This window comes from uncultured Paraglaciecola sp. (assembly GCF_937123705.1).
In the GTDB taxonomy this organism is placed as follows: Bacteria; Pseudomonadota; Gammaproteobacteria; order Enterobacterales; family Alteromonadaceae; genus Paraglaciecola.
This window is the reverse complement of the sequence record NZ_CAKZKO010000013.1, coordinates 1-5,276: the sequence shown is the minus strand read 5'-3', so window position 1 is coordinate 5,276 and position 5,276 is coordinate 1. Positions and strand designations below refer to the sequence as shown.

At 44.5% G+C, this 5,276-nt stretch carries 5 protein-coding genes and 1 pseudogene; 4 read left to right on the top strand and 2 right to left on the bottom strand.

Annotation, left to right across the window (positions count from 1 at the left end):
* From Q0688_RS02825 to Q0688_RS02815, 3 genes and pseudogenes are all read left to right on the top strand, one after another.
* A pseudogene (locus Q0688_RS02825) lies at positions 1-322 on the top strand (type II toxin-antitoxin system HipA family toxin); the annotation flags it as partial.
* Between the two features lie 18 nt (positions 323-340).
* On the top strand, positions 341-1,345 hold the full coding sequence (locus Q0688_RS02820; protein ID WP_008110241.1) for a YecA family protein: 1,005 nt from the start codon (positions 341-343) through the stop codon (positions 1,343-1,345).
* Positions 1,346-1,355: 10 nt separating this feature from the next.
* Complete coding sequence (locus tag Q0688_RS02815) at positions 1,356-2,474, top strand: hypothetical protein (RefSeq protein WP_299072955.1); 1,119 nt, start codon at positions 1,356-1,358, stop codon at positions 2,472-2,474.
* 143 nt (positions 2,475-2,617) lie between these two features.
* Here the strand turns inward: Q0688_RS02815 and Q0688_RS02810 are convergent, their stop codons facing one another.
* Both Q0688_RS02810 and Q0688_RS02805 read right to left on the bottom strand, forming a co-directional pair.
* Positions 2,618-3,931 carry an AAA family ATPase gene (locus Q0688_RS02810; RefSeq protein ID WP_086585839.1) on the bottom strand — a complete coding sequence of 438 codons (1,314 nt, stop codon included), beginning with the start codon at positions 3,929-3,931 and terminating at the stop codon, positions 2,618-2,620.
* Between the two features lie 230 nt (positions 3,932-4,161).
* Positions 4,162-4,416 (bottom strand): helix-turn-helix domain-containing protein, encoded by a 255-nt coding sequence (locus Q0688_RS02805; protein ID WP_367179775.1) that lies wholly within the window; start codon positions 4,414-4,416, stop codon positions 4,162-4,164.
* A 538-nt stretch (positions 4,417-4,954) separates the two neighbouring features.
* Between Q0688_RS02805 and Q0688_RS02800 the strand changes: the two genes are divergently transcribed.
* Entirely contained in the window at positions 4,955-5,197 is a 243-nt protein-coding gene (locus tag Q0688_RS02800; protein ID WP_033539342.1) for an AlpA family transcriptional regulator, read from the top strand.
* Positions 5,198-5,276: the final 79 nt, after the last annotated feature.

Genomic DNA, 5,276 nt, shown 5'->3' with positions numbered 1-5,276 from the left:
GGCGTTTTTGCAAGCGGATGACGGTCAATGGGATCCTGCCCCTTTTTACGATGTTACCTACAGCCCGCATCCATTCAACGAACACGCCACTGCTTTCGGAGGTTATGGCAAAGCGCCATCGCTTAAGGTGATGCAAAAACTTGCTACTAGTGCTGGCTTTGCGAATTGGAATGATGCAAAGCAAGTTATTGAAGAAGTCGCAGAAGCCATCAGCCAATTTACGTATCTTGCCAAGCAACAAGGGATCAGTAAAACAACAGTGTCTGCGATTGCTAAGACATTGGATCAGCGCAAACAGGAAAATGCAGCGCTTTTTCTATAACAATAAGAAGGGACAACAATGAAGCTCGGCCGAAACGATCCTTGCCATTGTGGCAGTGGTAAAAAATTTAAACGTTGTTGTATGAGCAGCGTTTCCAAGCAACATGCCCAAGTTTTCGATGATGTTGAAACCATGCTGGCAATGAACCCAAATTTGAGCCTTGATGAACTCAATGCCGCATTGCAACACAAAGTGCAAGATCGCAATAATCAGCCTAATCCCGATTTTTGTGGCGTGACGCCAACGCAAATGGCCAATTGGCTTTATGCGCCTTTTGATCAATTACAGTGGGTGACAATCAGCACTCCCGACTCTCTTTCTGCCAGCCCTGTGATGCGTTATCTAGCGCTCATTCTTGATGATGCCATGGCGCAAGAAGGCTCCTTCAAAGCCACAACTAAAGGCAACTTACCGACTAAATTAGTCAAACAGGCCAGTGAGTTATTGCCCGAATTTGCCGTTGCTCAATTCGAACGTAACATTAGTATCAGCGAGTTTGCGGGCAGCAACGAAGACAAGTTTAATGCTTTGCACTACACCCGAGTGCTTGCCGAAATTAGCGGTATTATTTATCGACGTAGCGGCCGCTACCATGTGAAAAAATCAGCGCAAAAGCAGTATCAGGTGGCAGGTATACAAGCATTTTTTAAACCTATGTTAGGAGCCGCCATCAGCAAATATAACTGGGGCTATTTGGACGGTTTTGAGTTTGATGCCGACTTGCGAACCTTTTGGCTGTTTATGCTGTGGCGTATTCAAAGCCACAGTAGTGTAGATCTGCTGGTTGAAGAGGTGAAAGTGGCTTTCCCAGATTTACTACAGGGTTTCCCAGCAGATGATTACTTCTCGCCGGAAAGAAACTTAAGCATACTCATCGAATCACGGTTTATTGAGCGATTTTTACAGTTTTGGGGATTTGTGACCCTTGATCCAAGAAGTTTTTTAAACACGGAATCAGTTGGTAGGACGGTACAGGTACTGCCTTTATTGAAACAAACTTTTCAATTCACAATAAATACATAGCAAGGTCATCGTGAGCGAATATCAATACTATAAATTTGAGCGTCTGGATGGGTATTTAGATGCTAAAGCACGTCAAGCACTCAGAGCCATTTCAAGCCGTGCCGAGATCAGCGCTACGTCCTTTCAGGTGTATTACACCTACAGTGACTTAAAGGCAGAGCCTTTTGAGCTGATGTTAAAATACTTTGATATCGGTTTTTACTATGCCGATTGGGGCTCAATCGATGCCTACATCAAGCTACCAGCAGGAACGCTCCCTGAAGCGTTACTTGGCTTTTCAAGTGATGGGCTTCATGTTCACGAAAACGATGAGTGGCAGTTGCTGATTTTTTCCCTTGAGGAGTATGACGAATATTTTGACGATGAGCATGCCGACCAATTTTTCCAGCATTTAGCTGGGTTACGCAGCGGGTTAATGCAAGGGGATTGGCGCCTTGTGTACTTTATGTGGCTCAAAATGTTTGATTTTAATGATGACGTTGAGCGAGTGCCGTTAATTCAATTCGATTTTGAGCACTTCAGTGAAGAGGAGCAGGCGTTTGCTGCGCTGTATGATATTCCCTTAGCATTGGTTAAGGCGCTCGCCATGGTGCTGAGCGAACAACCCAGTCACCAAGCCAAACAAACTCAGCTTACGCTTGATGCGTGGATCCATAATCTCTCGCAAGCAGAGAAAGACACGCTTTTACGCACGCTGTTTGAGCAAGGCCAGCTAACCCGACACCAAGCCTTAGCGCTGACGCGAAAAGAACCTGTCAACACAGACGAGATCTATCAATACTGGTTAACCTCCGCCGTCATTTCTCCTTTCATTGAGCAAGCGCAAAGTCAATTACAGCAAGAGCAAGCCGCAGCACTCGCAAAAAAATTAGCTATCGAAAAAGCGGAAAAAGAAAAAGCGTTGACGGATATCTACAATCAACGTGAGCACTACTGGCAGCAATCACAAGAGCAAGCGGATCGAACTTGCGCCAGTGGTTACGATGCGGCATCACGCTATCTGCATCAGCTGTTTGAGGCCTATCAGTTCAAAGCTGATGAAGCGGCGTTTGAACAACGCTTTAAGCGCTTTGTTGTGGCGAATAATAGCCGTAAAGCACTGTTAAATCGCTTGAGTGATTTGCTTTAAACGATGAGGCGATAGGCTGGCCAAATGATGTTAGCAAAAAACCGATTGAGGGTTGGTTGAAAGGTTGTAAGCCCACCAAAGGTCTACAAATTGTTACCTATGAAGTCACTTTGTGTAGTCCTCGGGGTCTAAGCAACGCGCTTTTACCATCTCTGTGGTAAATACTGCGTGAAATACAAAGGCATCACGATATTGGTTTGCTCTAATGCGGATGAGCCTTGTGTACCCGTTAACTTAAAGGTTTTACTTGGAGTACATTTTTCAACGTAGGATGCCAACGATTTTGCTCTTGTACGTTTACCACTTTTGACCTCCACAGGGACGATATCGCCTTCATCGGTCGCCAAAATAAATTCGATTTCGGCGCGGGCGTCATTCCATGAATAGCTTGGGTCAACGCCAATGGCAGTGAGCTCTTGTTGCACAAAGTTTTCAGCCACATAACCTTTGTATTCATAGTTTTGTTGCTTAATTTCTTTATAACTGCTGCCGAGCATATGATTAAGCAGGCCCACATCAAACAGAAACAGTTTCACCATATTTTCTTTTTTATAGGCCGCTAACGGAGATTTCGGCAATCCTTCAATAGGGTAGTTTGGCAAAGCTAAGCGGCAGCAGTTAAGCCAATGGATCGCGGTTTCAAAATCGCTATAACGAGATTTACGCTCATGCACATGCTTAAATTTAAAGCGTTTAACCGACTCATCGCTGACAAGTGATAGCTGGGCTGGAATGCTATTAAATACCGATTCAATCAGTGTGGCGTCGACCTTGCCCGCGTACTTACCAAAATCGCGGCGATAACCTTCCACTAAATCGGCATGAATTTTTGTGACTTTTTCAACACGCTCTAGAATGCTTGAATCCTTATACTGATACCAAGCAGAAACGGCTTCCGGCATACCACCAGTAAAAAAGTAGTCAGTGAGTTTGTCCATCAATTTGGTGTGTACTGCCGGTGTGCTTGCTTGACTATCAAATGCTTTGATCAGCGCTTGCTCGTTGGATGCGTAAATAAATTCTTGGAAGGTCAGTGGTCGTAAATTGTATTGTTCTACCTTGCCCACAGGGAAGGTGTTGAGCAAACCAATATTCGAGCCGCTGGCAGCGACAAAATAGGACGGTGCTTTTTCAGCAAAGTACTTTAGTGAGGTAACGGCACGTTCACATTCGCCAATTTCATCTAATATCAGCAGATCGGTTTCTGGGTTGAACGCTTGGTTGGTTAACAACTCAATGTTCATTACTAGCTCGTCAGGTGACAGAGAGCCATCGAACGCTTCTTTGTAGGCAGGGTTTTCAAGGAAGTCGATACGAAGGATGTTGGCAAAGGTGTTCCCAAATAACTCTTGTAGCAGATAGGTTTTACCTGTTTGTCTTGCACCATCGATTAATAATGGCTTGCGCACCGGTTGATTTTTCCATGCTATTAGGGCGTTTAGTAAGTTGCGCTGCATTGTCATTTCCCGCCAATTAAGACTGTTAACTGCCTGTAGTATAACTCAGTCTACACTTTTACGCGCAGAAAAGTGTGGAATTTTACATTTTTATGCGCATAAAAGTGTAATTTAGTTCTTGTTGAGTATAAAACAGCCCTTTAATAGCTATCTTTCTTCTCTGAAGCTGCCCTTGTTGGCCAAGTTTTAGTCATGTAGATATGGGCTACTGCTGTACGAATATGCCGCACTTATTTTTTATTCAGCAATTGGATGTCTTGCAGCTTTCTTCCCAGCTCGTCATCACGGGCGACCTTGGTGAGGTCGTCTAACAAGCCTAGGACTGCCAAAACCTTAACATAGTGACCAAGTGAAACGGAAGGATCACCATTTAATATTTTACGCAGTGTTGGCTTAGAAATCCCTGTCCTACTGTGCATCATTTCTTGAGTAATGCCGCGTCTCTTCATCGCCAATGTTAAGTTTTCGCCCAAGATGTTTAACATCTTCCTTTGTCTAGGGAATATGACCGCAGTGCGTTTTGATTTTGGCTCGATAGTATCCATAATGAAACTATGTTTTCTTAAATCTTTATTTAGTGAAATTATAGTTTCACTTTTATCTTCAAGTTGTAAAGCAATAAACTGCCATCTCTCGGAGTAAAGTGAGCTAAGATCTGAATAGTTCATGTCGATTTTTTACTGTTTTTTCGATATGACTTTCTTGTGTGTCGATACACTCGACATATCAACACTCCATCCATACGACTCACCAAAACCGAGTTTTGAGTCGGAAACTTCAAAGCAGTACACCATCCCTTGGGCTTTTGGGGCAGTTTGGGCAAAGCCTTAATTCACGCTATTTAGCAACACGCCAACCCTGCCCACAGGGTATTTATCACCTGGGGCATTATGTAAATTCTGGGGCAGGTAGCTACCTGCACCCTCAGAAAGCTGCACGATCTGGGCATTTATCTGCCTACTGCGTCCGTTTAGTACTGTCAAACTCCTAACTGAACTTAACAGATCAGTGAGGAAGTAAACAATGAACCCAACCACACAATCCCCCTCAAACTCAGTACACCCAGCGCGTCAGCAGCGGATTTTGCGCTTGCCTGAGGTAAAGGCCAAAACCGGCTTTGGCCGCAGCACCATTTATGCCCTGATGGCCAACGGTGAATTTCCGCGATCCATTCGTATTGGTGCGCGTGCCGTGGGCTGGTTAGAAAGCGATATCGATCAGTGGATTGAAACTCGCCGTATCGGTGCTGCTTATGGCCGTGGATAAATCATCAGCATCAACCCCGTTACCTGCCAATGAGATAAATAACAACATGCCAACATTACCGGCTGGTTTTGCCTATAAC

What these genes read in the sequence shown, in the direction of transcription:
- Q0688_RS02810 (WP_086585839.1), bottom strand. Translation starts at nt 3,931, where the DNA reads ATGCAGCGCAACTTACTAAACGCCCTAATAGCATGGAAAAATCAACCG.
- Q0688_RS02800 (WP_033539342.1), top strand. Translation starts at nt 4,955, where the DNA reads ATGAACCCAACCACACAATCCCCCTCAAACTCAGTACACCCAGCGCGT.
- Q0688_RS02805 (WP_367179775.1), bottom strand. Translation starts at nt 4,416, where the DNA reads ATGTTAAACATCTTGGGCGAAAACTTAACATTGGCGATGAAGAGACGC.
- Q0688_RS02820 (WP_008110241.1), top strand. Translation starts at nt 341, where the DNA reads ATGAAGCTCGGCCGAAACGATCCTTGCCATTGTGGCAGTGGTAAAAAA.